A 24,002-nucleotide genomic window follows, 5' to 3' on the forward strand; every position below is an offset into this window, starting at 1 on the left:
AATGTGAAGGACAGATGATATCTGCGCTTTTCGCCGCCTGATTTGCGTGTCACCATGACGCTCACACGACGGGAGGGCCGCGAATGCGCTGGTATGTCTCGATCGGAGCGGTGCTTGTCGCCGGCGTGCTGGCCGGCGGCGATGTGGCGAGTGTTGCCGCGCCAAGCGTTGGAACGCAAGCCGGCCACAAGATTGCTGAAAAAGAGGCCAACCCCAGCGTCGACGTCGAGCTGATCATCGCGGTCGACGTTTCCTATTCGATGGACATGGACGAACTCGCGGTCCAGCGCGAGGGCTACGCGCAGGCGATCATCTCCAAGGAGTTCCTGCAGGCGCTGAAGGCCGGGCCGAACGGCAAGATCTCAATCACCTATTTCGAATGGGCCGCCTCCAAGGACCAGAAGATCATCATCCCCTGGCGCGTGATCGACGGTCCGGAAACCGCCGACGCCGTCGCCGCCGAGATCATGAAGACGCCGGTGCGCCGCGCCTCGCGCACTTCGATCTCGGGCGCGATCTATTTCGCGATGCCGATGTTCGACGAGAATCCGCATCGCGGCCTGCGCCGCGTGATCGACATTTCCGGCGACGGCCCGAACAATGACGGCACGCCGATCCGGCCGGCGCGCGATGCGGCGCTGGAGAAGGGCATCATCATCAACGGCCTGCCGATCATGGTGAAGGAACCGTCCTATTCGACGATGGATATCGAGAACCTCGACTATTACTACGAGGACTGCGTGATCGGCGGTCCGGGCTCGTTCGTGGTGACGATCAAGGATCGCGAGAAGTTCAAGGAAGCGATCCGCACCAAGCTGCTGCTCGAAGTCGCCGGACGCCGACCTGAGCACTACGTCGTGCCGGTCGTCGACAAGGAGCCGCGGGTCAATTGCATGATCGGCGAGAAGATCTGGCAGGACCGCTGGGGGCGGTGAGGGCAGTTACAACGACGCGGCAATATCTGCGATAAACCTGAACAGGGTCAGAGGATCATCCTTCGAAGGAATGAACCCGCGGCGTCGCCAGAAGGCCGCAGCCTCATCATCGACTGCATTCACAATCAGTGCACGGCCACGGATCAAGCCGGCAGCCGTGATGCAGCGTTGCAGTGCATGCTTGAGCAGGCCAGTGCCAACTCCCTTGCCAACCCAGCTCACGCCTGTTGCCAACTGTGCCAACAGGAGGCAGGGCACGGGATCAGGCGGTTGGCCAGTGCGGATCGAGCGCGGCAGGCTCGTTGGGACAATTGCCGTCGGTGCAAGGCCGTAGTAGCCGACGACGCAATTGGCCTCGTGAACGACCAGAACAGCGATGAAGCCCTTTTCCTGATTTGAGAGCGCTCGCGTCTTCAGCCACCGGTCGAGCGAAGGCTTGCCGCAGGAGAACGGCTCCAGGTCATGCGCCGATGACAGGGGCTCCGGGCCAGAAATGGCCAAGCCTCAACTCCGTTTCTTGGTGTCATCGGCTTCCCAGGGTGCGGTGCGCTGAAACAGCTTCCGCATTTCCGGCACGGGTGCGGCAGGACCAGCCACGGCTGCCATGAACGCCTTGAAGCCCGCGGCGCTCATCCGAATGGGGGCTGTCTCCATCAAGACATCCTCAGCGGCGCGGACCGCGGCCTCGCGCACGAAATCCGTCCGCGAGCGCCCGCGCAGCGTGGCGGCGCGGTCGATGATGGCGATATCGGCGTCGGGCAGCCGCATCGAAAGTGGATGATCCTTGTGTCGTACGGTCCGCCGCATCGGAAGCTCCTCCAAATCGACAATTTTAGCCGTGTAGCGCATTTTGCAATACAATTGTCGGAGCGGCGGTCGCCTCCTCAACGCCTGAACCGCGCCACCAGTTCGACATGCGGCGTGTGCCGGAACTGGTCGACCGGGGTGACGACATCGATCCGGTAGCCGCCGTCGATCAGGATTTTTGCGTCGCGCGCGAAGGTCGCGGCGTTGCAGGACACCGCGACGATCACCGGTACCTTGCTGGCCGCGAGCTGCGTGGCCTGGGCCTGCGCGCCCTGCCGCGGTGGATCGAACACGACCGCATCGAAGTCGCGCAATTCCTGCGGCATCAGCGGGCGGCGGAACAGATCGCGCGCCTCGGCATTGAGCGGCTTCAGCCCTGATGTCCCCTGCGCGGCCTTCTGCAGGGCCCCGACGGCGCCGGCGTCGCTGTCGAGCGCGGCGACGCGTGCCTTCTCCGCAAGCCTCAGCGCGAACGGGCCGACGCCACAGAACAGGTCGGCGATATGCTTGGCGCGGCCGCAATGGTCGCGCACCAGCGCGGCCAGCGTTTCCTCGCCCGCGACAGTGGCCTGCAGGAACGAGCCCGGCGGCAGCGCCACCTTGGCCTTTCCGATCGGAATCTCAGGCGCGCTTCGCATCAGCACCAGCTCGCCGTGCCGGGTCAGCCGTGCCAGCCGGTGCTTCTCCGCAACGCGCGACAGCGTCGTGATCATCGCCGTCGGCAGCGCGCCGGAGCCGCGCACATCGATGTCGAGGCCGTTGCGTGTCGCGGTGGCCTGGATGTCGAGCGGCTTGCCCACCGATATCAGCGGCTCGGCGATCGCCCAGGCCGCTTTGAGCGCGCCGTCGAGTGCGGGATCGAGGATCGGGCAGCGGTCGACCGGGACGATGTCGTGCGAGCCCGCCGCGGCGAAGCCGACCTTGAGTACGTCGTGCGTGCCCATCCGCGCGTGCAGCGTCATGCGGCGGCGGCCGGCACCATGGGCGTCGAGCAGCGGCGCGACCTCGCAGGTGATCTTGGCCTGCGCCAGCGTCTCGATCACGATGTTGCGCTTCCAGGCCTGATAGGACGCCGTGTTCCAGTGCTGGATCGCGCAGCCGCCGCAGACACCGAAATGCGGACAGAACGGCGTGATGCGCTCGGCGCTAGCGCGCTCGACGCGCAGCAGCCGCCGCCGGTCCGGATGGTTGCCGGGGACGCCTTCGACCTCGACCGTCTCGCCCGCCAGCGCGTAGGGGACGTAGATCGACTGCGCAGCGTCGAGCGCAACGCCGTCGCCGCGATGGCCGACATGGTCGATGGTGAGGATTTCAGCCACGCCGCGCGCCGAGGAAGAATTCGATATTGCCGTCGCCGCCCGAGATCGACGACGGGAACACCTGGATGTCGGTGCAGCCGAGCGAGGCGGCGAAGGCGGCGATGTCGTCGCAGATCTCCTGATGCACCATCGCGTTGCGGATGATGCCGCGCTTGGAATGCTTTCGCGCCGCCTCGAACTGCGGCTTGATCAACGCGAGCAGTTGCATCGGCGCCGCCGCGAGCGACAGCGCCACCGGCAGCACCAGCTTGAGCGAGATGAAGCTGACGTCGATCACGACGACGTCCGGCCGCGCCGGCAAGCGCTTGCCCTCGAAACTCCTGATGTCGGTCTCTTCCATCGAGACGATCTTCGGGTGGCCCTGCAGCGAGGGATGCAGCTGGCCGTGGCCGACATCGATGGCGAACACGAGGCTGGCGCCGTTCGCCAGCAGCACCTCGGTGAAGCCGCCGGTCGAGGCGCCGACATCGAGGCAGACGTGGTCCTCGACCTCGATCGGATAATGCTCCAGCGCGCCGGCGAGCTTGACGCCGCCGCGCGAGACGTAGGGATGGGCAGGTTCTGCGGATAGCGCCGCATCGGGCGCGATGATCTCCGAGGCCTTGGCGACCGGTCTGCCGTCCGCGGTGACGAGGCCGGCATCGATCGCGGCGCGGGCGCGGGCCCGGCTCTCGAACAGGCCGCGCTCGACCAGCAGCACGTCGATGCGCTTGCCGGCCGCCGCATTGTCGTTGTCGCCGGTCTTGGTCACTGGCCTGCCGGCGGCTGCGCGGCATGCGCGGCGGCGAGTTGCACGCAGGCCTCGAAGCAGGCGAGATCGCGCCAGATGTCGCGCGGCACCTCGCGCGGCGTCACCAGCGGTGCGCCGTGCAGGTCGAGCGCATGGATCATCATCAGATTGTCGGGCAACCCGAACTCCTCCACCGTCAGCCCGTCCGCGTCGATCAGCCGCCCGTTCGGCGCCGGCGCGACTGGTTGACGCCGCGCAACGCGGTTGGCGTAGGATGCAGGATCGTTGGCGTAGGCGAAGCAGCGCTTGCGCCGTCCTGCCATGTAGCCGAGTTCGTAGACGGTGCCTGCGTCGGCACTGGGGCCGCGAAACGGCGTCAAATTGGCGATGATGGCGTCGGCGGACTCCATCATCGCTTCGTTGTTCTTGAAGATCATCAGCGAGGCGTCGGCCGCCGCCCGTTCCACCGCGACATCGAGCGGAAACAGCCCGGTCAGGCCATGCCGCGCGCAGATCGCCGCCTTGCGGCGGCCGATCTCCACGGCATCCGGCAGGAACACGTCAGGACCTGCCAGATAGATTTTCATGGACTTGCCGGCGCCTGGAAACGCCGCCCGGAAGGATTACGCGAGCTTGACGGTCTCGGTCTTGAAATCCTTGCCGAGGGTTTCGAACACCTTGGCAACGATGCTCTTGGCGTCGAGACCGGCGCGGGCATACATCTGCGCCGGCGTGTCGTGGTCGAGGAACACGTCGGGCAGCACCATCGAGCGGAACTTGAGCATGCCGCTGTCGAGCGCGCCGTGGTCGGTCAGGAACTGCACCACATGCGAGCCGAAACCGCCGACCGAGCCTTCCTCGATCGTGATCAGGATCTCGTGATCACGCGCCAGCTTCAGGATCATGTCCTCGTCGAGCGGCTTCATGAAGCGCGCATCGGCGATGGTGGCGGAGAGGCCGTGGGCGGCGAGCTCGTCGGCCGCCTTCTCGCACTCGGCGAGGCGGGTGCCGAACGAGAGCAGGGCGACGTTCTTGCCTTCGCGGACGATGCGGCCCTTGCCGATCGGCAGCGCAACGCCGACCTCGGGCATCTCGACGCCGCGGCCTTCGCCGCGCGGATAGCGCAGCGCGCTCGGACGATCGTTGATCGCAACCTGCGTCGCCACCATGTGGACCATTTCCGCCTCGTCAGAGGCGGCCATGATCACCATGTTCGGCAGGCAGCCGAGATAGGCGTTGTCGAACGAGCCGGCATGCGTGGCACCATCGGCGCCGACGAGGCCGGCGCGGTCGATCGCGAAGCGGACCGGCAGGCTCTGGATCGCGACGTCGTGCACCACCTGGTCATAGCCGCGCTGCAGGAAGGTCGAGTAGATCGCGCAGAACGGCTTGTAGCCTTCGGTGGCGAGACCCGCGGCGAAGGTCACCGCGTGCTGCTCGGCGATGCCGACGTCGAAGGTGCGGTCGGGGAACGCCTTGTTGAAGATGTCGACGCCGGTACCGGACGGCATCGCCGCGGTGATGGCGACGATCTTGTCGTCCTTCTGCGCTTCCTTGACGAGGCTCTGGCCGAACACGTTCTGGTAGGCCGGCGCGTTCGGCTTGGCCTTGGCCTGGGTGCCGGTGGCGACGTCGAACTTGACGACCGCGTGATACTTGTCGGCGGAAGCTTCCGCCGGGCCGTAGCCCTTGCCCTTCTGGGTCACGACGTGAACCAGGATCGGCCCGGTCTCCATGTCGCGGACGTTCTTGAGCACCGGCAGCAGATGGTCGAGATTGTGGCCGTCGATCGGGCCGACATAGTAGAAGCCGAGCTCCTCGAACAGCGTGCCGCCGTCCATCATGAAGCCGCGGGAATATTCCTCGACGCGGTTGGCACGGTTGGCGAGGATCTTCGGCAGGCGCTTGTTGATCTGCTTGGCCGCCTCGCGGAGCGAGCGGTAGGTCTTGCCGGAGTAGAGCCGCGACAGATAGGCGCTCATCGCGCCGACCGGCGGGGCGATCGACATGTCGTTGTCGTTGAGGATCACGATCAGGCGCGAGTTCATCGCGCCGGCATTGTTCATCGCTTCATAGGCCATGCCGGCCGACATCGCGCCGTCACCGATCACGGCGATAACGTTGTTGTTGCCGCCGGCAAGGTCGCGCGCCACGGCCATGCCGAGGCCGGCCGAGATCGAGGTCGAGGAATGCGCCGCGCCGAACGGATCGTAGTCGCTCTCGGTGCGCTTGGTGAAGCCCGACAGGCCGCCGCCGGTGCGCAGCGTGCGGATGCGGTCGCGGCGACCGGTCAGGATCTTGTGCGGATAGGCCTGGTGGCCGACGTCCCAGATCAGGCGGTCGCGCGGTGTGTCGAAGGTATAGTGAATGGCGGTGGTCAGCTCGACCACGCCGAGGCCGGCGCCGAAATGCCCGCCGGTCACCGACACGGCGTCAATCGTCTCCTGGCGCAGTTCATCGGCAACCTGCCGCACCTGTTCGACCTTGAGCTTGCGCAGGTCTTCCGGCGTGCGGATGGTGTCAAGAAGCGGCGTCTTACTAAATGTGGTCACAGCGATATTCCAATTTTTGCCAGGTCGGAGCCCAAGTTGAAGGCTTGGCCCGACGCGAGAAGGGTTGCGCGTTCACGCGCAGCGAATGCCAGACACTGGTGCCGCCCCGGCAGGCCGGCGCCTGGATGTAAACCTAGATGCACTCCGGATTGGACCCCGTGATATCAATCACGTTGGTCGCTCTTCACCCGTCCCGGTTCAGTTTGTCGAACCATTTGAGGTGCTTGCCGCCGGAAGAATCCCGGCCGCCTGCCCCCCTCAAATGCCCATAGAACTGGAAGCATTACACCAAAGTCGTCGCCAAAGCCAACCCGCTCGGCGCGAGGGGTTCCCATGCTCCGCTCCGAAAAATCCAGATATTTCAATGTCTGCGGCGGAAGACGAGTTCCATTTCGCCCATTTGATGGGCAGCCGGCCGGCCCGGATCGGCTGATTCGATCCAGCGCGGCACATGCGGCCACAGCCCAACGTCGCCCCGTGCGCCTACGGGGCCGGCAGAAACAGGCAGACATATTTGACGGGGTCGGCCGCGCTCCGCGCGCCAAACCACAGCGCTACTGCACGTCGAGCGGCGCGGTGCCGGTCGGCTGCCCCGACGCGTCGGTGGTAATCTTGTCGACGCGGGCCTCGGCCTGGCGCAGCAGCTCCTCGCAGCGCCGCTTCAGCGCCTCGCCGCGTTCGTAGATCGCGACCGATTCCTCAAGCGGGACCTTGCCGTCCTCGAGCCGCTTGACGATCGATTCGAGTTCCTCGATCGCGCGTTCGAAGGAGAGTTGCTTTACGTCCACCTGGGTATTCTCGGCCATACTTTGCGTTCCCGATTGCGCCAATCAGATCGCGATCTGATCGATTATCCTTGAGCATGATCCGTCGCAGGTTCGGGCGTCTTTCGGTCATGCTCGCCCACCGGAGAATCAAATCGAAGTTTTGCGGGCGTATTGTGGCGGGGATTTACCCGCCCATCAATGCGGTGACGTGGGAAGCCACCGACTCTTTCAGGCCCTGCAGGTCGTAGCCGCCCTCGAGCACCGAGACCACGCGGCCGCCGGCGCTCTTGTCGGCGAGGTCCATCAGCCTGCGCGTCACCCAGCCGAAATCCTCGCCCTTCAGATTGATCGACGCCAGCGGATCGCGATGGTGCGCGTCGAACCCGGCCGAGATGATGACGAGTTCCGGCGAGAACTTTTCGAGTTGCGGCAGGATCAGGTTCTCGAACGCCGAGCGGAACTTGGCGCCGCCGTCGCCGGGCGCCAGCGGCGCGTTGACCACGGTGTCGTGCTCGCCGCGCTCGCTCATCGCGCCGGTGCCGGGAAACAGCGGCATCTGATGCGTCGAGCAGTACATTACGGTCGGGTCGGCCCAGAAGATGTCCTGCGTGCCGTTGCCGTGATGGACGTCGAAGTCGATCACCGCGGCGCGCGCGATGCCGTATTTGCGCTGCGCATGGCGCGCGGCGATCGCGACATTGTCGAAGAAGCAGAAGCCCATCGGCGTCGACTTCTCGGCGTGATGGCCCGGCGGGCGCACCGCGACGAAGGCGTTCTGGTGCTTGCCTTCCATCACCGCATCGGTCGCGGCCACCGCACCGCCGACGCCGCGCATCACCGCCTCCCAGGTCCCCGGCGACATCGAGGTGTCGCCGTCGATATAGATCAGGCCCGAGGTCGGCGCGATGTGGCGCAGCTCGCCGACATAATGCTCGCCGTGGCACAGCAGCACCTGATCGAGGTCGCCCTCCGGCGCGAGATCGCGCACCAGCGCCTTGAAGCGGTCCTCGCCGAGCACCTCGTCGACCGCACGCAGCCGGTCGGGGCGTTCGGGATGTCCGGGAGGGGTCAAGTGGTCGAGGCAGGCGGAGTGGGTCAGGAGCAGTGTCATGCGAATTCCCGGCGCAACCGGTGCGCGTGCGAGGGAGCGGCTAATGTAGGCCGTTACCGGCCGTTGGAAAAGGCCCCGGTTACGCTTCGGCCCGCTCTACGAGGAGCCGAGCTTCTTCAGCGTCATTGCGAGCGAAGCAATCCATTGTGACCGAGTGCACGGAAAGATGGATTGCTTCGCTTCGCTCGCAATGACGGGAGTGGGCATGTTTCCACTGCACCACACCACTCAATTCACCCGCTCGATCCGCCGGCCCGCCGTGGGGCCGACCGGGCTGTTGGCCTTGAAGTAGGCATAGAGCGCATCGACGTCGTAGATGCCGAACTGCTGCGCCTTGCCGTCCTTGAACACGGCGAAGCCGTCGCCGCCTTCGGCGAGGTAGTTGTTCACGGTGACGCGATAGCTCGTCGCGGAATCGATCGGCTTGCCGTCGAGCGACATCCTTGCCGCGATGATGCGCTCGCCGTCGGGCTTGCTCGCATCCCAGGCATAGGCAAAGCCCCTGGAGACCTGCAGCGGACGCGGCCGCTTCGGGTCGGCCCATTGCTGCTCCAGCGCGTCCTTGAGCTCCTTGCCGGTCAGCGTCATCGTCACCAGCTGGTTGCGGAATGGCTGGCTCGCGAAGATGTCGGCGTAAGTCACCGCGCCGTCGTCGCGCTTGACGATGTCGGTGCGCACGCCGCCGGGATTGGTGAAGGCGATCACGGCGCCGCCGTTCGGCTCCGAGCTGGTCGCCGCCAGCTGCGCGTCGGCGACGATGTCGCCGAGCACGCTTTCGCCCGACTCGTTCGGCGTGCGCGACAGCGTCTCGGTGACCGAGCCGGCAGGGCGATTGGCGATCGGCGCGGCCAGCCGGTCATAGGCCTCGAGCAGCGCGGTCTGCTCGGGATCGCGATGATAGGTGCCGATCCGCACGATGGTGTTGTCGGCCTTGGCGCTGATCACGTCGCGGGTCTTCGGATCGAGCTTGAGATCGATCGCGGTGACCAGCGTGCCGTACTTGTCGCCCGATGTGACGAGACGTCCGTCGATCTCGCAGATATAGGCTTGGTGGGTATGGCCGGAGATCACGACGTCAACCGCCTTGTCGAACTTCTTGACGATGTCGACGATCGGCCCGGAGATCCCCGGGCACTCGTTGTAGTCGCCGGTCGGAAAGCCGCCTTCGTGGATCAGCACCACGATCGCCTCGACGCCCTTCGCCTTCAGCTCCGGGATCAGTGCGTTGACGGTCTCGGCCTCGTCGCGGAATTCGAGGCTGGCGACGCCGAGCGGTGACACGAGGTTCGGCGTGTTCTTCAGCGTCAGCCCGATGAAGGCGACGGGAATGCCGTCGAACTCCTTGATTTCGTAAGGCGGAAACAGCGTCTTGCCGGTCGCCTTGTCGATCGTGCTGGCGGCGAGGTAGCGGAATTTCGCGCCGGTGAAGGGATGCGGCCCCTGGCACTTGTCGATCGGGTTGCAGCCGCCGTTCTGCATCCGCAGCAGCTCATCCTTGCCCTCGTCGAACTCGTGATTGCCGACCGAGGAGATCGCAAGCCCCATCATCGACATCGATTCGATGGTCGGCTCGTCGTGGAACATCGCCGACAGGAACGGGCTGGCGCCGATCAGGTCGCCGGCCGCAACGAAGATGTTGTTCCTGTGTCCCTGGCGCAGCTCCTTGACCGCGGTTGCCACCCGCTCGGCGCCGCCGGCGGGCACCATGATCTTCTTCGTCGCGTCGGCAGGATCGGTGATGCGGATGCCGCCCGGCGGCGGCCGCAGATAGCCGTGGAAATCGTTGATGGCGAGAATGCGCAACTCCACCGGCGCGGCGGTCTGCGCGAGGCAGGGAGCGGCCGCGAGGAGCGCGAGCGAACCGATGGCGAAGGCGAGGGAGAGGCGGTGATGTCTCATGACCTGTCCATGGAGCACGCGATCATGACGCCGCGCCACTACATTTTTGCGACGCGCGCGTTCAATCCTTCGTGCGCGCCATGAACGCCTTGAAGGCGGCGATCGCTTCCTTCGAGCGCATGCGCTCGGTGAACAGATGGTTCTCCTGCTCGATCCGGCGGGTGACGTCCTCCGGCGGCAGGCGGATCAGCCGCCGCGAGATCGCCACCGCCTCGGCCGGCAACGCGCAGATCTCGCGCGCCACCTTGTGCGCCTCGACCTCGGCGTGGCCCGGCGCCACCACGGTGTTGACGAAGCCGGCGACGCGGGCATCGTCGGCGGTCATGGTGCGGCCCATCACCAGCATCGCGAAGGCCAGCTGATGGCCCATGCTGCGCGGCATCAGCAGGCTGGATGCGCCTTCCGGCACCAGGCCGAAATTCGAGAACGGGGTCGAGAACGACGCGGTCTTGCTGGCGAGCACATAGTCGCAGTGAAACAGCATGGTAGTGCCGATGCCCATCGCGACCCCGTCGACGGCGGCGATGATCGGCTTCACATTGTGGGCGAGCGAATACAGGAACTTGACCAGGTTGGAGGCGGCGGGCGGATCGGCCTCCGCGGTGCCCTCGCTCAGGAGATCCTCGATGTCGTTGCCGGCGGTGAACACGCCGGAGCCGCCGGTGATGATCAGGCAGCGGATGTTCGGATTGTTCTGCGCCTTGTCGATCGCATCGCTCATGGAGCGATACATGTCCTGCGTGATGGCGTTCTTCTTTTCCGGGCGACGCAGCTTGATCACGCGCGTGGCGGCTTCGTCGGTCACGATCACATGCGCGGTCATCGAGCAGCCCCTTCATTGGCCGGCGGCGTCACTGCCGCCCGGCGCAATCTCGCCATTATCCTACATGATCCGCCGCAAGCCCCAAGGGCTTCCGGACGCTTTTCCCCTCAGGCGAGCATGAGGACAGCGCAAGCCAGTTAACCGGAATTCACCTTGTTGGTGCCGATACCCGCCTGCGACGGCCTGCACACGTTCCACTCGCGACTTGTTTAAGTCCCCGCACAGAAACATTCCACCGCCTGCAGCATTCATCCGGTGCAGCCGGCAAACGCGCGCGGAAGTCATGCCCGGTTCCGCCCTTCGGCCAACGCGGCTGCGCATCAGGAGAGCGGCATGCGAATTTCCGGTCGTTTGGAACTATCCCGGCGCCATTTGTTGATTGTCGGAGCTGCCTCGCTCGCCGCCTCGTCGGTCGCGGCGCCGGTACCTGCCGCGACAGCTCAGATTGCATCAGCCCCGCCCGGAGCGCCCGTGATGACAAAAGTGTCCTTTGATGTGAACGGCGAACCCCATCAGCTCGAGCTCGATACCAGGACCACGCTGCTCGACGCGCTGCGCGAGCATCTGCATCTGACCGGCACCAAGAAGGGCTGCGACCACGGTCAGTGCGGCGCCTGCACCGTCATCGTCGACGGACGGCGGATCAATTCCTGCCTGACGCTCGCGGTGATGCATGAGGGCGACGAGATCACGACGATCGAGGGGCTCGGCGCGCCGGACCAGCTGCATCCGATGCAGGCGGCGTTCGTCAAGCATGACGGCTACCAATGCGGCTACTGCACGCCGGGGCAGATTTGCTCGGCGGTCGCGGTGATCGACGAGGTCAGGGCCGGCATTCCGAGCCACGTGACGGACAATCTCACCGCGCCGGTGCGATTGACCAATGCCGAGCTGCGCGAACGCATGAGCGGCAACATCTGCCGTTGCGGCGCCTATTCCAACATTGCGGAAGCGATCGGCGAGGTCGCCGGGAGGAACGCATGAGATCCTTCAGTTACACGCGGGCGCAGTCGCCCGCCGAGGCGGCGAGCGCGGCTGCGCGCACCGAGAATGCAAAGTTCATAGCCGGCGGCACCAATCTGCTCGACCTGATGAAGCTCGAGATCGAGACGCCCGCGCACCTGATCGACGTCAACGGTCTTGCGCTCGACCGCATCGAGGAGACGCCGGACGGCGGTCTGCGCGTCGGTGCGCTGGTGCGCAACACCGATCTGGCGGCCGATGGCCGGGTGCGGCGCGACTATGCGGTGCTGTCGCGTGCGCTGCTCGCCGGTGCCTCCGGCCAGTTGCGCAACAAGGCGACCACCGCCGGCAATTTGTTGCAGCGGACGCGCTGTCCTTATTTTTACGACACCAATCTGCCCTGCAACAAACGCAAGCCCGGTAGCGGCTGTGCGGCGATCGGCGGCGCCAGCCGCCAGCACGCGGTGGTCGGCGCGAGCGAGGCCTGCATCGCGACGCATCCGAGCGACATGGCGGTGGCGATGCGCGCGCTCGATGCGACGGTGGAGACAATTCGGCCCGACGGCGCCGTACGCAGCATTCCGATCGCCGAGCTGCATCGTCTGCCCGGCGACAGTCCCGAGATCGAGACCACGCTGCAGCCCGGCGAGCTGATCACCGCGGTGGTGCTGCCGAAACCCGTCGGCGGCATGCAGGCCTATCGAAAGGTGCGCGACCGCGCCTCCTATGCCTTCGCGCTGGTCTCGGTGGCCGCGATCGTGCAGCCGGACGGCACCGGCCGCGTCGCGCTCGGCGGCGTCGCGCACAAGCCGTGGCGGGTCGAGGCGGCGGAGGCGGAGATGCCCCGCGGCGCCAGGGCGGTCACTGCAAAATTGTTCGCCGATGCAAGGCCGACCAATGACAATGCATTCAAGCTGCCACTCGCCGAGCGAACGTTGGCGGCGGTGCTGCGCGAGGCCAGGGGATAAGAAGAGGGTAGATCATGCGCTTCGAACATCCCGCGACCTTCAACCCGATCGACCAGCTCAAGGTCGTCGGTCATCCGACCAGCCGGATCGAGGGGCCGCTGAAGACGACCGGCACCGCGCCCTATGCCTATGAGCGGCACGATGTCGTTGCGAACCAGGCCTACGGCTATGTCGTCGGTGCCGCGATCGGTAAGGGGCGGATCAAGGCGATCGATCTCGCCGCGGCGAAGGACGCGCCCGGCGTGCTCGCCATCGTCACGGCCGAGAACGCCGGCAAGCTCGACAAGGGCGAACGCAATGCGGCGCCACTGCTCGGCGGCCCCGAGATCGCGCATTATCACCAGGCGGTCGCCGTCGTGGTCGCCGAGACCTTCGAGCAGGCACGCGCCGCCGCGCAGCTGGTCCGCGTCGACTACGCGAAGGCCGACGGCAAGTTCGACCTTGCAGCCGGCGTTGACGAGGCCGTCGCGCCGAAGCCGTCGTTCGGCGGCCCGGCGGACACCGCCGTCGGCGAGTTTGCCTCGGCGTTCGCGGCGGCAGATGTGCAACTGGACGCGCGCTACACCACGCCCGATCAGGGGCACGCGATGATGGAGCCGCATGCCTCGATCGCCGCCTGGGACGGCGACAAGCTCACGGTCTGGACCTCCAACCAGATGATCGCCTGGGGCACGGGTGATCTGGCGAAGACGCTCGGAATCCCGAAGGACAAGGTCCGTCTGATCTCGCCCTATATCGGCGGCGGCTTCGGCGGAAAGCTGTTCCTGCGCGCTGACGTGCTGCTCGCTGCACTCGGCGCGCGCGCCGCGAAGCGTCCGGTCAAGCTCGCGCTGCAGCGCCCGCTGATGTTCAACAACACCACGCACCGGCCGGCGACGATCCAGCGCATCCGGATCGGCGCGGACCGCGACGGCACCATCACCGCGATCGGCCATGAGAGCTGGTCCGGCAATCTCAAGGACGGCGAGGCCGAGACGGCGGTCAGCCAGACCCGGCTGCTCTATGCCGGCGCCAACCGGATGACGGCGATGCGGCTCGCCGCGCTCGATCTGCCCGAGGGCAACGCGATGCGCGCGCCGGGCGAGGCCTCCGGCATGATGGCGCTCGAGATCGCGATCGACGAACTCGCCGAGAAGCTCGGCACGGATCCGGTCGCGCTGCGTATCAAGAACGACACCCAGGTCGATCCGGAAAAGCCGGAGCGGCGCTTCTCGCAGCGCCAGCTCGTGCAGTGCTTCAACGAGGGCGCCGCGCGCTTCGGCTGGAGCCAGCGCAATCCGAGGCCCGGTCAGGTCCGCGACGGGCGCTGGCTGGTCGGCATGGGCACGGCCGCCGCCTTCCGCAACAATCTGCTGACCAAATCGGGCGCGCGCGTGCGGCTCGACCGGCAGGGCGTGGTGACGGTCGAGACCGACATGACCGACATCGGCACCGGCTCCTACACCATCATCGCGCAGACCGCCGCCGAGATGATGGGCGTGCCGCTGGAGAAGGTGGTGGTGCGGCTCGGCGATTCCGACTTCCCGGTGTCGTGCGGCTCGGGCGGGCAGTGGGGCGGCAACAACTCCACCGCCGGCGTCTATGCCGCCTGCGTCAAGCTGCGCGAGGCGATCGCGCAGAAGCTCGGCTTCAATTCCGCCGAGGCCGAGTTCGCTGACGGCCTCGTTCGTGCCGGTAACCGCAGCGTGCCGCTGGCTCAGGCCGCGGGGCAGGACGGCATCGTCGCGGAGGATGCCATCGAGTACGGCGACATTGCCAAGACCTATCAGCAGTCGACCTTCGGCGCGCATTTCGTCGAGGTCGGGGTCGATGCCGACACCGCGGAGATCCGCGTGCGGCGGATGTTGGCGGTGTGCGCGGCGGGCCGCATCCTCAATCCGAAGGCGGCGCGCAGCCAGGTTATCGGCGCCATGACCATGGGCGTCGGCGCGGCGCTGATGGAGGATCTGGTGGTCGACAAGCGCCACGGCCTGTTCATCAACCACGACCTCGCCGGCTATGAAGTGCCCGTCCATGCCGACATCCCGCATCAGGACATGGTCTTTCTCGACGAGACCGACCCGATGTCCTCGCCGATGAAGGCCAAGGGCGTCGCCGAGCTCGGCATCTGCGGCGTCGCTGCCGCCGTCGCTAATGCGGTGCACAACGCGACGGGCGTGCGCGTGCGCGACTATCCGATCACGCTCGACAAGCTGCTTGGGCAGCTCCCCGAGATCGGGTGAGGCCGCGCCCGAGGCGACTATCTGCCATTTTCTGCGCATAGCAGGACCGGGACGCCCTGACTGCTGGCCCTTGCCTGCATGACTTGTGCCAATCCGTGAGACCTCGTGATCGTCTCCGGCCTTGATTTGGGCACCTATCGGGAGGAAAATCTTCTACGGCGCAAACATGCCAGGGCGGCCACCGCAGGGGGGTGCCGGCAATTGACCCATCGGGTTCACGAGACCTTGCAGGACGGGGATATGCGGGACGGCGATTTTCGCAATCTCGTCCGCGTCATTTCGGCCTGCACGTTGGGACTGTGGGCGTTTGCCGCCGGCCTCTTGATCGGGACCTTCCTGTTTTCGTGATCGCGCCGCCCGGCTAGCGGCGTCCGATGAAGGCGCTGATACGCTCGCCGATCACGTGCCCGTTTTGATACAGCGCGCCGAGGTGATCGCCGGGGATCGACATCGCGTGCAGGCCGTTGTCCTCGGCAAAGCGCAGCATCGGATCGTGCGGTCCATCCTCGCGTCCGTTCCACAGCATCACCGGCACCTGTGAGGAGAGGATGGCGTTCTCGGCGCCGTCGAGCTGGGCCATCGCGTTGAAGCAGGCGCGCACGCCGTCTTCGAGATCGGGCGTTACCCAGGCGACGAGTTCCGGCACCGTGCGCCGCGCGAACGTGATGAAGGCGCCGTAGGTCAACGGGCCGCTGTTGCCGCGCGGCAGTCCGGTCTGAAAATCCCAGCCACCGATCGCAAGCGACGCCAGCCGCTTCGGGAAATACCGGGCGACGCCGACGGCGAGCCAGCCGCCCATCGAGTGCCCGACGAGATGCGCGCGTTCGCAGCCGAGGTCGTCGAGCACGGCGACGATGTCGCCGGCGCGCTGCGCCTGGGAGTAGAGGTCGGGGTCCGCGGGCTTGTCGCTCAGGCCATGCCCGAGCGAATCGATGCAGACCACGCGGAAGCGATTGGCGAGTGCCGCAACAACGCCACAATCTCGCCAGCTCGCGGCGTCGAGCAGCAAGCCGTGCTGCAGCACGATCAGCGGCCCCGTTCCTTCGACGGTATAGTGGATGCGTTGGCCGCGATGGTAGGCAAAAGGCATTCTGGCAGGTTCCCCACGTTCCAACGGGAGGTGAGGGCGGAAAGCGCCGGATTCAAGACCCGCGGTCGCATGAGGAACCCGTCATGCATGCCGGTCGTCGCGCGGCGGGCGCGGTCAGCCGCCCCACACCGTGGCTTCGCTCCAGCCGAGCTCGGCGAATTCGCCGGCCCGCAGCGGCGCTTCGCCGGCGGCGAAGAACTCGTCGAGCTGCGGCGGCTTGACGGCGGTTTCCGCGAGCATCGCGTGGGCCTGGCCGCGGTGATGGATCTGGTGCTGGAACAGGTGCATCAGCAGGCGGTCGCGCCGCTCGGTCTGCACCGTGGTGTCGCGGTTGATCCTCACGATATCGTCGAGCCGCTCGGGCGTCAGCGCATCGCAGATGTCGATCAGGCGCTGGTCCATCGCGCGCTGCGCCGGTTTGAGCTCGGCGAGCGCCGGGTAGGGCACGTCGTTGGCAAACGCTTGCGGGCCCAGCCATCCGCCTTCCAGCGCGTCGATGTAGAACAGGTCGATGATGTAGATGTGGTTCAGCGTCGCCTGCAGGCTCGGGAAGAACCCGGTCCGCGCCGCGGCGAATTCTCCCGCGCCGAGGCCGGCGCAGGCCGTGAGCAGGCGGTGATTGGCCCAGGCATTGTTGTAGGCAAAGCCGCGAAAGGTCTGAACGAGGCCGGCGGGCATGTCTGTCCTCATCGGGTGGATGCGTGATGCCGATGCGAATCTAGCACGCATGGCGTGCACGGGCGTGCGCCTTGCCGCCGCACTCGTCCGCGGCCCCTAGAACGACGTGCCGCCGCCGAACCTGAACTGCTGCACGATGTCGTATTTGCCCTTGGTCAGCGGCACCGCGTAGTCGAAGCGCAGCGGTCCGAACGGCGAGGCCCAGATCAGGCCGACGCCGACCGAGGTGCGTACGACGCTGCTGTCGTCATATTGCAGCCCGCAATTCGGGCATTGCGGCGTGTTGACTTCGCCGGTCGCGCTCCAGGAGGTCGGGCCCTGATAGTCCCACAACGAGCCGGCATCGGCATAGACCGAGCCCTTCAGGCCGACTTCCGGCGGCAGGAACCAGAACGGCATCTGCAGCTCGAACGAGGCGCCCCAATATTTGGTGCCGCCCAGGGCATCGCCGAGCGCGCCGAAATTGAGATAGGTGATGTCGCGCGGCCCGATGCCGTTGGTGGCGAAGCCGCGTACGAGGTTGGGACCCATCTGGAAGCCGTCCAGCATGCGCAGGTCCTGGTCGCCGACCTTGTTCAGGATGCCGCCCTGCAAATGGATCAGCCCGACCAGGTCGGACACCAGCGGCGTGTAGTATTTGGCGTCGACCGTGCTCTTCAGATAGCTCACATTGCCGCCGACGCCGGCAAAGTCCTGCTTGAAGTCGATCAGCAGGCCGTCGGTCGGGTTCTTGTTGTTGTCGAGCGTGTTGTAGGTCAGCGTGTAGCCGACCGCGGAGGTCCACGACGTGCCGTCGGCCAGCTCCTTGCGCACCGGCAGCGTGGATTCGCCGTCGGCATAGCAGCCATAGCCGTAGAAGCCGGAAGAGACCGCATTGGTCGGGTCGACGCCGCCGAGCACGTTCTTGATGTAATTCGGCGTCGGATTGAACGCCAGCGACGCGTTGTTCGGATTGTTGTTGCAGTTATTGTAGAGGCTCGACAGCGTAATGTTCTGCTCATAGAGCGAATAGCGCAGCTGCAGCGTCAGGTCCTCGCGCAGCGCAAGGCCGAGGCGCGGCGAGAAGCCCAGCGTGGTGACGCCGTAGCTCGCATAATCGCTTGCCAGTTGCTGGCGGTAGTAGACGTCGAGCCCGAGCGCGAGCCGCTGCCCGAACAGATAGGGCTCAACAAAGGACAGCGAGGCGCCGCGTGCGTACTGGCCGTAGGTGACGGACGCCTTGCCGTAGAGGCCACGGCCGAGGAGGTTGCGCTCGGAGATGCTGACCTCGGCCAGCGCGCCGTCGGTGGTGGAATATCCGCCGGACACCGAGAAATCGCCGGTTGATTTCTCCTCCAGCTCGACATTGAGGATGACGCGGTCGCTGGAGGAGCCGGGCTCCGTCGTCAACTTGACCGACTTGAAGTAGTCGAGGTTCTTCAGCCGCCGCTCGGCGCGGTCGACCAGCGCCCGATTGTAGGCATCGCCTTCCGAGATGTCGAACTCGCGCAGGATCACGTAATCCCGCGTCCGGGTGTTGCCGCGGATGTTGATGCGCTCGATATAGGTGCGCGGGCCCTCATCGACGTTGAAGACGATCGCGACGGTGTGGGCATCGAAATTGCGATCGCCGGCCGGCCGGACCATGGCGAAGGCGTATCCGCGGCGCGAGGCCTCGATCTGCATGTCCTCGACCGACTTCTCGACCTGCTCGACATTGTACAGCGAGCCGATGCTGACCCTGGAATAGCTGCGCAGCGTGGCGACGTCGAAATTGGCGATGGTCGACTTGATATCGACCGATGCGACGCGGTACTGCTGGCCTTCCTCGATCCTGAAGCTGACGAGAAAACCCTTCTTGCCGGGGTCGTATTCGGTGAGCGCGGCGATCACGACCGCATCGGCATAGCCGTGCTTCAAATAGAAGCGGCGGATCAGGTCGCGGTCGGCCTCGACGCGGTCGGGATCGTAGACGTCGTTGTTGCCGAGGAAGCTCAGGAAGTTGCTCTCATGGGTCTTGATGACGTCGCGCAACCTCGCCGCGGAAAAGGCGTTGTTGCCGGTGAATTCGACCGTCTTGACCACGGTCTTGGCGCCTTCCTCGATGTTGAAGATGAGGTCGACGCGGTTGTCGGGCTGCTCGATGATCTCGGGAGTGACGTGCACCTCGTAGCGGCCGGAGCGGCGATAGATCTCGGCAATGCGCAGCGTGTCCGACTGCACCGTCGCGCGCGAGAAGGTGCCGCGCGGCTTGGACTGGATCTCGGCGGAGAGCTGCTCGTCCTTGATCTTCTTGTTGCCTTCGAAGGCGAGGCGTCCGATCACGGCGTTCTCGATCAGGTGCACGACGATCTGGCCGCCGTTGCGGTCGATCCTGACGTCCTGGAACAGCCCGGTCTCGATCAGCGCCTTCAGCCCGTCGTCGATTGCCGCCTGGTCCAGCCGTCCGTCGGGGCCGGCCTTGAAGTAGGAGCGCACGGTCTCCGCCTCGACGCGGCGATTGCCGTCGACGACGATGCGCTGCACGGTCGCTTGCACGGTCTGTGCGGCGGCCCGCTGCGGCGGCAGCGCCGCGAGCGGTGGCGCCACAAGCAATATCCCGGCCATCGCCGCCGCGAACGTCGCGCCCCGCATCCACTGAATCCTTCCACGTCAACGTCCCTCCGTTGTGAAACGGGAGCGCGATGGCGGCGGTGTGGCTTGTCGATTGCGGGTTCGTTTCAAGTGGTTTGGATTTGTCATCGCGGCCGTGGCACGCCGGCAACGCGCGGATCGGCGGCGTGTCGCATTTCATCGGCGCGAACGCGTTTCAGCGATTAGGCACGTCAGCGCTTGCGGGCCAGGCAAGCAAACTTTGGTAACAAGCGCGCGGCCGATGTCGCGGTCTTTTCGCCAGTCAAGTTCGGAGACGGGCTGACGTGCCGATTGGCGTGCGGCCTCGACGACAACGAGCCGGCAACGTTGGTCTACATAACGCAACGTGCAGCCTGCCGAATGGCCACGATCGGTACGAATTGTGACAGCAATTTTAGATTTCAGCGGTCTGTCCAAGGGAGAGCACCTCTTCAAAAGCCCAGATCATACAAGGCTTTGCCGATACGAACTTCCCGGAGGCCCGACGCGATGCATGCCTAGGTTGATCATTGTCTTGTCATTCGCTGTGACGTATTTTGCAACCTTGTTGCAGGGCGATCGCATCCCCTGGCGAATTGTGACTGAGGACTGTAGTGCCGGAATCCGTTGCTCTCGTTTCGCCGACCAACGATCCGATGTGCCGGTTTCTCCCGCTCAGCGCCGCGAGGGACCGTGCGGCCACCGACGCGACGGGCCTCATCGGTGCAAGGCCGTCATCGACCCCCACACACATGTATTTCGAAATGAACCGCCCGGCCATCCGGTGGCTGCGGCAGTGACAGCATTCTAACGAGGACATCATGGGTTCGATCAGCGGATCGGTCTACATTGACAACAATGCCAACGGCATCAAGGACGCAGGCGATGCCGGGTTTAACGGCGTCGGGGTCGAACTCACCGATGCCCTCGGCAATATCGTCGATTTTCTTCACTCGACCGACGCCAACGGGCACTATTCGTTCAGCGGTCTCGCCGACGGCACATATACGCTGACGGTCCTCCTACCGCCCGATTACATCTTTTCCCCGTTGAACGTGAGCGGAGATCCGCTGCTGGACAATGATGCGGGCACCACCGGCATCATCAGCAATCTTGTCATTTCGCCCGCCAGTCAAAACTTGGACGGCGAGAACTCCGCGATGTACCAGCCCGCGTCGATCGGCGACTTCGTCTTCGACGATGCGAACGTGAACGGCCGACAGGATGCCGGCGAAGCCGGCATCGCCGGCGTCACCGTCAATTTGTTGAACACGGCGGGCACGGTGCTGGCCACGACGACGACCGACGGCACCGGGCACTATCTCTTCAGCAATCTGACGCCCGGCGACTACAAGGTCGGATTCGTCACGCCGACGGGATACAAGCTCACCCGCAGCGATATGGTCGTTGCGACCGACCTGACCGACAGCGACGCGAACCCTGCGACCGGCGTTACCGGAACGTACACGCTGACCTCGGGCGCGAACAATTCGACCGTCGATGCCGGCATGTACATCACGCCGGTTATCGCAAACCTCAATGGCGACGCGGCCACCTTCACCGAGCATGCAGGACCGGTTCATCTCGATGCCGGGACGGCGATGTCGATCGTCGATGCGGATGGCACGAAGTTCGACTGGCTGTTTACCACCGATACGTCTTTCTTTGAGGGTAGCCTGCGGGTCTCGATCACATCCGGCAAAGTAGCCGCCGAGGACGTGCTCGCCATCGACACGTCCGGCCGCATCAGCCTGTCGGACGGCATGAATAGCGACAGCATGATCAGCGTCGACGGGCTCGAGATCGCAACGATCGTGAACGACGGCGCCGGGATCAACGGCAACGATATCTTCCTCCGGTTCAATCTCCATATTGACCAGATCACCAGTGCTGATGTCGAGGCACTGATCAACGCCATCACCTACAGCAACCGCAGCGGCAATCCGTCCACCGCCGATCGCTCGGTTACGTTTACGCTGTTCGCGGACAACACCAACACCACGGCGACGACGCTGGTTCACGTCGCCGCCGTCAATGACGCGCCGGTCGCGGCCGTGCCGGCCACGCACTATCAAGCGACCGAACAGACCACCCTCGATCTCAAGAACACCGGCCTGCATGTCAGCGACGTCGATTCGTCGATTGCGACAGTGACGCTCTCGGTCGACAGCGGCATCCTGCATGCGACGGCCGGATCCACCGCCGTCGGCATTGCCGGCGACGGAACCTCGACGCTGACGCTGACCGGGACCTTTGCCGACATCAACGCGCTGCTGAACACGGATGCCACGAGCACCGTCAGCTACATCAACGCCGGCGATGCGCCGCCGGCTTCTGTATCGCTCTCGCTCGCGGTCTCCGACGGCAGTCTGTCTGGCTCTGCGGTGGCGACGATCGATATCACGCCGACCAACGATGCTCCGGCAGATGTGGTTCCGCCAGCGCAGACCGTTCTCGAGAACCTCAGTCTCGTGTTCTCGGCCGTGCAGGGCAATGCGATCTCGGTATCCGACATCGACGCCGGCAGCGGCATCGAGACGGTGACCTTGCTGGTCCAGCACGGCATCCTGACACTCGGCTCGACGGCAGGCCTGCAGTCGTTCACCGACAATGCATCGACAGTCGTTCTGTCCGGCACGATCGCCCAGCTCAACGCCGCGCTGGAAGGCACGACCTACACGCCGGCCGCCGGCTACTCCGGCCCAGACCAACTGTCGGTCACGATCGACGACAACGGCAGCACCGGCTCGCCGTCCAACCCGCTGACGCATTCCGACACGGTTGCGCTCACCGTGATTCAAGTGCCCGAAGTGCAGGTGTTCGCCAATCATGCGACGCTGCTGGCCGGACAGAGCGCCGGCATGACCTTCCTCTTCTCCGAGCCGGTGGCCAATTTCGCGCTTGCCGATGTCGCGGTCAGCGGCGGCACGTTGAGCGACCTCGTGCATGTCGGCACCGACGACTTCGACCGCGATATCTACGGCGCGATATTTACGCCTGACGCATCGAATGTCCTGGCGGGGTCGGTGCAGGTCAGGGACGGGAGCTACACCGATGCGTCCGGCACGTCGGGTACGGCAAGCAACATCGTCAACTTCACGGGCGACACCAGGGCGCCGGCCGCGCCGGCATTGGCGCTGCATCAGGACACCGGGGTCTCCGGCACCGACGGCATCACCAGCAATCCGCTGATCGACACGATCAAGTCCGATCCGGCCGGCACGCTGCTTTACAAAGCCGATGGCGCGCCGAGCTTCTCGGCGACTGTGCCGGCGTTCAGCGGCGACGGCCAGCATACGCTGTCGGTCGTGGAGGTCGACGCTGCCGGCAATGTCGGTCCGCCGTCGAGCCTGACCTTCACGCTCGACACCACCGCGCCGACGGTTTCCATGACCGCCGACCACAGTGCGCTGCTGCCGGGGCAGACCGCGCTCGTGACCTTCGACTTCTCCGAGGCGATTGCGGGCTTCGCGCTGTCAGACATCCAGATGGACGGCGGCGCGTTGAGCGGTCTGCACCACGTCGGTCTCAACGGCGCAGGCCATGACATCTACACCGCGGTCTTTACGCCACAGGTCGCGGCGAGCCTGGCGGACACCATGCTGGTGTCGGCCTCGAGCTATACCGACATTGCCGGCAATCTCGGCGCCGGCAGCACGCCCATCGTCATCACCGGCCACACCAGTCTGCCGGCTGCACCCGGCATGGTGCTGGACTGGGACAGCGGTCCCTCGGCCGCTGACCATATCACCAGGGATCCGGTGATCGACTACACCAGGTCCAGTCCCGCGCAGACGCTGTACTACGCGGCCGATGGCGCAGGCTTCTCGACCGCCGTGCCTGGCTTCGCCACCGACGGTTCGCAGGATGGCACACATACGGTCTCGGCCGTGGAGGTCGATGCCGCCGGCAATGTCGGCCCGGTGTCGAGCCTGACCTTCACCCTCGATACGACGGCGCCGCATCTCGCCGGCGTCACGGCCTCGCCCGCGGGCGGCAGTGCGATCACCGGATCGACGGTCCAACTGACGCTTGGCTTCAACGAGGCGGTCACCGTCGTCGGCGGCACGCCGACGCTGACATTGAACGACGGCGGCAACGCCATTTACGATGCGGCCGCCACGGCACTGCTCGGCGATCCCTCGAAGCTCGTGTTCGACCACATCGTGTCGGCGGCCAATCAGACCTCGGCGCTGGGCGTCACTGGTTTCTCCACCAATGGTGCCGATATCTACGACCTTGCCGGCAATCATCCCGATCTCTCGAATGTCTCGGCAGTCTTCAGCGCGCTGCAGATCAACGAAACGTCGACGCCTGCGTATGCGGCTGGTGGCATCACCCGGCCGGAGCTGCATTTCGATCCCACCGGCCACATCATCCTCGACGCCGCCGCATCGGCGTTCGCGGGGCAATACGGCATTCAGATGCTGTATCTCGGTCTGCCGCCGGGGACGCCTTATCCGCCGGTCCCCGATCTGCACGTCTGAGTCCCATGGGCATGCGCGGGTGATGACACCGCATTATTCGGCAGGCGACGCGCCACACG

General features: G+C 65.5%; 19 protein-coding genes. 6 read left to right on the forward strand and 13 right to left on the reverse strand.

Annotation, left to right across the window (positions count from 1 at the left end; translation table 11 throughout):
• Positions 1-83 precede the first annotated feature (83 nt).
• On the forward strand, positions 84-935 hold the full coding sequence (locus JQ633_RS10435) for a DUF1194 domain-containing protein (RefSeq protein ID WP_211984893.1): 852 nt from the start codon (positions 84-86) through the stop codon (positions 933-935).
• A gap of 6 nt (positions 936-941) precedes the next feature.
• On the opposite strand, the gene JQ633_RS10440 is transcribed toward JQ633_RS10435, so the two are convergent.
• The 10 genes from JQ633_RS10440 to JQ633_RS10485 form a co-directional block, all read right to left on the reverse strand.
• Positions 942-1,436, reverse strand: coding sequence for a GNAT family N-acetyltransferase (locus tag JQ633_RS10440; protein ID WP_211984894.1), 495 nt, complete (start codon positions 1,434-1,436; stop codon positions 942-944).
• Between the two features lie 3 nt (positions 1,437-1,439).
• Positions 1,440-1,784, reverse strand: a complete 345-nt coding sequence (locus JQ633_RS10445) for a DUF1778 domain-containing protein (RefSeq protein ID WP_433995635.1) — start codon at positions 1,782-1,784, stop codon at positions 1,440-1,442.
• Positions 1,785-1,819: 35 nt separating this feature from the next.
• Positions 1,820-3,061 carry a class I SAM-dependent RNA methyltransferase gene (locus JQ633_RS10450; protein ID WP_211984895.1) on the reverse strand — a complete coding sequence of 414 codons (1,242 nt, stop codon included), beginning with the start codon at positions 3,059-3,061 and terminating at the stop codon, positions 1,820-1,822.
• A complete protein-coding gene (locus JQ633_RS10455; protein WP_211984896.1) occupies positions 3,054-3,812 on the reverse strand; it encodes a TlyA family RNA methyltransferase in 759 nt (252 codons plus the stop codon). The genes JQ633_RS10450 and JQ633_RS10455 overlap by 8 nt, the downstream gene beginning before the upstream one ends.
• Positions 3,809-4,378: a nucleoside 2-deoxyribosyltransferase gene (locus tag JQ633_RS10460; protein ID WP_211984897.1), complete on the reverse strand. Its 570-nt coding sequence runs from the start codon at positions 4,376-4,378 to the stop codon at positions 3,809-3,811. Before JQ633_RS10460 ends, JQ633_RS10455 begins: the two co-directional genes overlap by 4 nt.
• Positions 4,379-4,414: 36 nt before the next feature.
• Positions 4,415-6,343 (reverse strand): 1-deoxy-D-xylulose-5-phosphate synthase, encoded by a 1,929-nt coding sequence (gene dxs, locus JQ633_RS10465; RefSeq protein WP_211984898.1) that lies wholly within the window; start codon positions 6,341-6,343, stop codon positions 4,415-4,417.
• Positions 6,344-6,897: 554 nt separating this feature from the next.
• Positions 6,898-7,149: an exodeoxyribonuclease VII small subunit gene (locus JQ633_RS10470; RefSeq protein WP_211984899.1), complete on the reverse strand. Its 252-nt coding sequence runs from the start codon at positions 7,147-7,149 to the stop codon at positions 6,898-6,900.
• Between the two features lie 145 nt (positions 7,150-7,294).
• Entirely contained in the window at positions 7,295-8,221 is a 927-nt protein-coding gene (locus JQ633_RS10475) for a histone deacetylase family protein (RefSeq protein ID WP_211984900.1), read from the reverse strand.
• Between the two features lie 228 nt (positions 8,222-8,449).
• Positions 8,450-10,120, reverse strand: a complete 1,671-nt coding sequence (locus tag JQ633_RS10480; RefSeq protein ID WP_211984901.1) for a bifunctional metallophosphatase/5'-nucleotidase — start codon at positions 10,118-10,120, stop codon at positions 8,450-8,452.
• Between the two features lie 61 nt (positions 10,121-10,181).
• Positions 10,182-10,943 carry an enoyl-CoA hydratase-related protein gene (locus JQ633_RS10485; protein WP_211984902.1) on the reverse strand — a complete coding sequence of 254 codons (762 nt, stop codon included), beginning with the start codon at positions 10,941-10,943 and terminating at the stop codon, positions 10,182-10,184.
• A 333-nt stretch (positions 10,944-11,276) separates the two neighbouring features.
• On the opposite strand from JQ633_RS10485, the gene paoA reads away from it, so the two are divergent.
• The 4 genes from paoA (at position 11,277) to JQ633_RS10505 (ending at position 15,444) form a co-directional block, all read left to right on the forward strand.
• Complete coding sequence (gene paoA / locus JQ633_RS10490; protein WP_211984903.1) at positions 11,277-11,927, forward strand: aldehyde dehydrogenase iron-sulfur subunit PaoA; 651 nt, start codon at positions 11,277-11,279, stop codon at positions 11,925-11,927.
• Entirely contained in the window at positions 11,924-12,874 is a 951-nt protein-coding gene (locus tag JQ633_RS10495) for an FAD binding domain-containing protein (RefSeq protein WP_211984904.1), read from the forward strand. The genes paoA and JQ633_RS10495 overlap by 4 nt, the downstream gene beginning before the upstream one ends.
• 14 nt (positions 12,875-12,888) lie before the next feature.
• Positions 12,889-15,096: an aldehyde oxidoreductase molybdenum-binding subunit PaoC gene (paoC, locus tag JQ633_RS10500; RefSeq protein WP_211984905.1), complete on the forward strand. Its 2,208-nt coding sequence runs from the start codon at positions 12,889-12,891 to the stop codon at positions 15,094-15,096.
• 105 nt (positions 15,097-15,201) lie between these two features.
• The gene (locus JQ633_RS10505; RefSeq protein ID WP_211984906.1) at positions 15,202-15,444 is read left to right on the forward strand and encodes a hypothetical protein; all 243 of its coding nucleotides are present in this window, start codon (positions 15,202-15,204) and stop codon (positions 15,442-15,444) included.
• Between the two features lie 13 nt (positions 15,445-15,457).
• Here JQ633_RS10505 and JQ633_RS10510 read toward each other — a convergent pair whose 3' ends face one another.
• From JQ633_RS10510 to bamA, 3 genes are all read right to left on the reverse strand, one after another.
• Positions 15,458-16,186 (reverse strand): alpha/beta fold hydrolase, encoded by a 729-nt coding sequence (locus tag JQ633_RS10510; protein ID WP_211984907.1) that lies wholly within the window; start codon positions 16,184-16,186, stop codon positions 15,458-15,460.
• Positions 16,187-16,300: 114 nt separating this feature from the next.
• Complete coding sequence (locus tag JQ633_RS10515; protein ID WP_211984908.1) at positions 16,301-16,864, reverse strand: DinB family protein; 564 nt, start codon at positions 16,862-16,864, stop codon at positions 16,301-16,303.
• A gap of 96 nt (positions 16,865-16,960) precedes the next feature.
• Positions 16,961-19,450 carry an outer membrane protein assembly factor BamA gene (gene bamA, locus JQ633_RS10520; protein WP_433995640.1) on the reverse strand — a complete coding sequence of 830 codons (2,490 nt, stop codon included), beginning with the start codon at positions 19,448-19,450 and terminating at the stop codon, positions 16,961-16,963.
• A gap of 827 nt (positions 19,451-20,277) precedes the next feature.
• Between bamA and JQ633_RS10525 the strand changes: the two genes are divergently transcribed.
• Positions 20,278-23,943, forward strand: coding sequence for an SdrD B-like domain-containing protein (locus JQ633_RS10525; RefSeq protein WP_211984910.1), 3,666 nt, complete (start codon positions 20,278-20,280; stop codon positions 23,941-23,943).
• The last annotated feature ends 59 nt before the right edge of the window (positions 23,944-24,002 follow it).

The sequence above is a fragment of the Bradyrhizobium tropiciagri genome (assembly GCF_018130505.1).
GTDB lineage: Bacteria > Pseudomonadota > Alphaproteobacteria > Rhizobiales > Xanthobacteraceae > Bradyrhizobium > Bradyrhizobium tropiciagri_B.

What these genes read in the sequence shown, in the direction of transcription:
- paoA (WP_211984903.1), top strand. Translation starts at nt 11,277, where the DNA reads ATGCGAATTTCCGGTCGTTTGGAACTATCCCGGCGCCATTTGTTGATT.
- bamA (WP_433995640.1), bottom strand. Translation starts at nt 19,450, where the DNA reads ATGGCCGGGATATTGCTTGTGGCGCCACCGCTCGCGGCGCTGCCGCCG.
- JQ633_RS10460 (WP_211984897.1), bottom strand. Translation starts at nt 4,378, where the DNA reads ATGAAAATCTATCTGGCAGGTCCTGACGTGTTCCTGCCGGATGCCGTG.
- JQ633_RS10515 (WP_211984908.1), bottom strand. Translation starts at nt 16,864, where the DNA reads ATGCCCGCCGGCCTCGTTCAGACCTTTCGCGGCTTTGCCTACAACAAT.
- JQ633_RS10495 (WP_211984904.1), top strand. Translation starts at nt 11,924, where the DNA reads ATGAGATCCTTCAGTTACACGCGGGCGCAGTCGCCCGCCGAGGCGGCG.
- JQ633_RS10470 (WP_211984899.1), bottom strand. Translation starts at nt 7,149, where the DNA reads ATGGCCGAGAATACCCAGGTGGACGTAAAGCAACTCTCCTTCGAACGC.
- paoC (WP_211984905.1), top strand. Translation starts at nt 12,889, where the DNA reads ATGCGCTTCGAACATCCCGCGACCTTCAACCCGATCGACCAGCTCAAG.
- JQ633_RS10485 (WP_211984902.1), bottom strand. Translation starts at nt 10,943, where the DNA reads ATGACCGCGCATGTGATCGTGACCGACGAAGCCGCCACGCGCGTGATC.
- JQ633_RS10510 (WP_211984907.1), bottom strand. Translation starts at nt 16,186, where the DNA reads ATGCCTTTTGCCTACCATCGCGGCCAACGCATCCACTATACCGTCGAA.
- JQ633_RS10445 (WP_433995635.1), bottom strand. Translation starts at nt 1,784, where the DNA reads ATGCGCTACACGGCTAAAATTGTCGATTTGGAGGAGCTTCCGATGCGG.
- JQ633_RS10435 (WP_211984893.1), top strand. Translation starts at nt 84, where the DNA reads ATGCGCTGGTATGTCTCGATCGGAGCGGTGCTTGTCGCCGGCGTGCTG.
- JQ633_RS10475 (WP_211984900.1), bottom strand. Translation starts at nt 8,221, where the DNA reads ATGACACTGCTCCTGACCCACTCCGCCTGCCTCGACCACTTGACCCCT.
- JQ633_RS10480 (WP_211984901.1), bottom strand. Translation starts at nt 10,120, where the DNA reads ATGAGACATCACCGCCTCTCCCTCGCCTTCGCCATCGGTTCGCTCGCG.
- JQ633_RS10525 (WP_211984910.1), top strand. Translation starts at nt 20,278, where the DNA reads ATGGGTTCGATCAGCGGATCGGTCTACATTGACAACAATGCCAACGGC.